Source organism: Bifidobacterium sp. POST2/T3 (B1), from assembly GCF_058197115.1.
Genome location: NZ_JBVPQK010000287.1, coordinates 1 through 3,375, shown reverse-complemented (window position 1 = coordinate 3,375; position 3,375 = coordinate 1). Strand labels below are relative to the sequence as shown.

Here is a 3,375-nt window from a genome sequence, read left to right as displayed (position 1 = left end):
CCACACACCAGTCAGATACCCCAACACCACACTCTGACCAACACACAACCAAACCCACACACAGAACCTAAAACAACGCGTTTAGTTCCTATAGCCCCTGATGCCGGAGAGACCGTTCTGTATCAGCATAGAGGCTAGATTGGCTGAGCTCTGATAAGGATGCGAAGGGTAAGGAATACGAGCGGTGTCCATCTCAGTTACACCCCTTTAGATAAAAAAGTGCCGCCCTAGTGTGCATATCATATAAATATGATAGAGGCAGTGGCGGCTTCTAACAAGCTTTAATATACTCGGGATATCAGTTAGAAAGCTTCATCAAGATAAAGCTTCACAATATAAACACATTTCTTATCGGATGGTCTTTCTTCTATCATGAGCTACTGCAGATCACCCTTCAATCGGCAAACATAAAACTGGTCGGCTCGGCCGGGGTTGTGGTCATCGGCGGCTGCGCCTTGATGTCTGGCCGCCGCTGTCGCACGCCTGCGGCGTGCTGCTGAAGGGGTTGGGAATGTGGTGTTTGTGCCGCCCCCTTCCATTCTGGCCCGGGCCGCTGCGACTCAAGCCCCGAGCGTCTCCGCCCACACCCCGCTCCGGCCGAGGGGGCCGAACAGCATGCCCCCTCGGCCTCCGGGGGAGTGTTCGGATCCACGCGGGGGCTTGACTCTCCGCTATACCCGGGCCGCCATTCCAGGCGTCGGCACAAACAGTCCCGGCACCAAGGAAAGGAACACCCATGAACACCACAACCACAGTGACCATGCTGCCCATCGACGCCATCAGGCCCAACGACGCCAACCCCCGAAGCGAGATAGGAGACGTGTCGGAGCTGGCCATGAGCATCGCGTCCCAAGGCATACAGCAGGCCCTGGTCGTCACACCGGCGAACCAGGAGGGGCGGCACACCCTGGTCATCGGACACCGGCGGCTGGCGGCCGCCGAGCAGGCCGGCCTTGCAACCGTGCCCTGTATCATCACCGACATGGACGAGCAGACCCAGGCGGAGGTGATGCTGGTAGAGAACATACACCGTGACCAGCTCACCGCCCTGGACGAGGCACGCGGATACGCCCACCTCCTGGACCTTGGCGAAGACGTGGACCAGATGGCCAAAGCCACTGGCCGCAGCCGCAGCACCGTGCAGCGACGGCTCAAAATATCGTCCATCGACGACGAGAAAATACTCGCGCTGCCATCCCAGCTGAGCTTCGAGGAATTGGAGACGATAGCCGACTTCCGCGACGACGAAGGCCTGCAAGACCAGCTCATCAAAGCCGCAGGCACCAACAACTGGAACATGACACTGCACCAGGTCCAGGCCAAACGGTCGCTGGACAAGTGGATCGAACAGGCCCAGGAAGCCATCAAGCAGGCCGGGCTGCCCATCGTGCCGCTGACACCATCACAATCCTGGTCTGACCCGGAAGGTTGGCGCACCATCGCCCGATTCTCCCCGGATACCGACCCCGACCCCAAGCAGGCCCTCGACACATGGCTGGAGGAATGGGAAGGCGACAAACCCACGGCCGCCGGACTGCTCGACCGTGGCGGACAGTGGCGCGTCAAAATCACCCTGCTGGAGCCATACACCCAACAGGACCAGGAGGACGAACGCCGGCAAAGAGAGGATGACCTGGCCAGGTGGCAAGCCGAACAAGAAGCCGAAATCGCACCGGCCAAGCAACTGGACACGGCAAGCCACGACCTGCGGCTGGCCTACACGCAACGGCTCATGTCCCTCAAACGCCCCGCCAAAAACCAGTCCCAGGCCCTGTCCATGCTGGTCATCGCCCAAGCGAGCCAACGCACCTGGTGGGTCAGCCGGGACCAGGTGCGGGACACATGGCGCGCCATCGTCCAGGACCAGGAAGCCGAGCTGGCGCAAAAGGCCGACCTTGACGAGAGTCGCCGCACCCAGACGGCCTTCGCCCTGTGCCACGCCATCATGGAGACACAGATCAACCACGAGACCTGGCGCAGCCAAGACGACATAGACGGCCTGCTCAAACCCCTCTACCGTGCCCTCCAAACCGCAGGCTACGCCATCAGCGACGAAGAGCAATCCGGTCTCGACGGCGACCTGGTGCCCCGACCTGAAGAGGAAGACAACGAAGGGAACGAAGATGAAACAGACGACGGCGACCAGGAGGAGGACACCAAAGAGTGAATGAACCCCGCAGCCGGCCCCGCCACCAAGCGGGGCCGGCTGCCGGCGGCGGCGCAGCGATGCCTCGCGCCACCCCACGGGGTGGAATCGGCATCGTCGAACGCCCCGCGTTCGGACAGCCAGACCGCAACGCGAGGAACGCACGACTGGTTTGTATGTGCAATTTGTACTACACTCATGGTCATGGAGATCGAGATAGAGCAATCAGCCCGCAAGCACGGCTGCGCCGACGACGAAATCAGGCACGCGGTCCTCCACTCCATAGGCCACGAACAAATCGAGGGCTACGGCGACGAGATGACGGTGGTCTTCGTCGGCCAGCCACACCCCGGGGCCCTACCCGACAACCTGCTCGAAGTCATCGTCAGCAAATGGCAGGACGGCCAGCTCCACGCCTTCCACGCCATGCCGCTGACCAGCCGGTGGCAACATCTCAGATACCAATAGACACAACCAACAAGGAGCCAGACCATGACCAACACACAGACACCCGCCGACAGGGCAGCACACGCCGAAGCACTCGACCGCATGGCCGACGCCGGCCAATTCACACCCATCGAAGGCACCCGGGTATACCGGGGCTACGACGCCGGCCCCCTGACCGACGACGACCTGCTCTCCATCTTCGCCGGCCGCCCCCGCGACGAACTCAAACAACCCACCAGCAAAACCTGGCAGGTACGCACCACCCCGGCCCTGGACCAATGGGCCGAAGCCGCCGTCAAAACAGAAGGCACCAACCTATCGGCACTGATCCGCCAAGCCACCGCCGAATACCTGGCACACCACTACCCAGGACTCCGAAGCCAGATGGCCTGACCCATCAGGGCAACATCATCAAGGGACCCCTCAACGGGGTCCCTTTTTCCATGCTCGGCTCGGCCGGGGTTGTGGTCATCGGCGGCTGCGCCTTGATGTCTGGCCGCCGCTGTCGCACGCCTGCGGCGTGCTGCTGAAGGGGTTGGGAATGTGGTGTTTGTGCCGCCCCCTTCCATTCTGGCCCGGGCCGCTGCGACTCAAGCCCCGAGCGTCTCCGCCCACACCCCGCTCCGGCCGAGGGGGCCGAACAGCATGCCCCCTCGGCCTCCGGGGGAGTGTTCGGATCCACGCGGGGGCTTGACTCTCCGCTATACCCGGGCCGCCATTCCAGGCGTCGGCACAAACAGTCCCGGCACCAAGGAAAGGAACACCCATGAACACCACAACCA

The 3,375-nt window shown here is 62.1% G+C and carries 3 protein-coding genes; all 3 read left to right on the top strand.

Going from position 1 to position 3,375, the window contains the following annotated elements:
• Positions 1-736 precede the first annotated feature (736 nt).
• On the top strand, positions 737-2,167 hold the full coding sequence (locus AC0AP0_RS10620; RefSeq protein ID WP_015022037.1) for a ParB/RepB/Spo0J family partition protein: 1,431 nt from the start codon (positions 737-739) through the stop codon (positions 2,165-2,167).
• 177 nt (positions 2,168-2,344) lie between these two features.
• A complete protein-coding gene (locus tag AC0AP0_RS10615) occupies positions 2,345-2,614 on the top strand; it encodes a hypothetical protein (protein ID WP_033512165.1) in 270 nt (89 codons plus the stop codon).
• Positions 2,615-2,638: 24 nt separating this feature from the next.
• On the top strand, positions 2,639-2,986 hold the full coding sequence (locus AC0AP0_RS10610; RefSeq protein ID WP_015022035.1) for a hypothetical protein: 348 nt from the start codon (positions 2,639-2,641) through the stop codon (positions 2,984-2,986).
• The last annotated feature ends 389 nt before the right edge of the window (positions 2,987-3,375 follow it).

Bases quoted from the DNA above. Each gene is read 5' to 3' on its own strand.
- AC0AP0_RS10620 (WP_015022037.1), top strand. From the start codon at position 737: ATGAACACCACAACCACAGTGACCATGCTGCCCATCGACGCCATCAGG.
- AC0AP0_RS10615 (WP_033512165.1), top strand. From the start codon at position 2,345: ATGGTCATGGAGATCGAGATAGAGCAATCAGCCCGCAAGCACGGCTGC.
- AC0AP0_RS10610 (WP_015022035.1), top strand. From the start codon at position 2,639: ATGACCAACACACAGACACCCGCCGACAGGGCAGCACACGCCGAAGCA.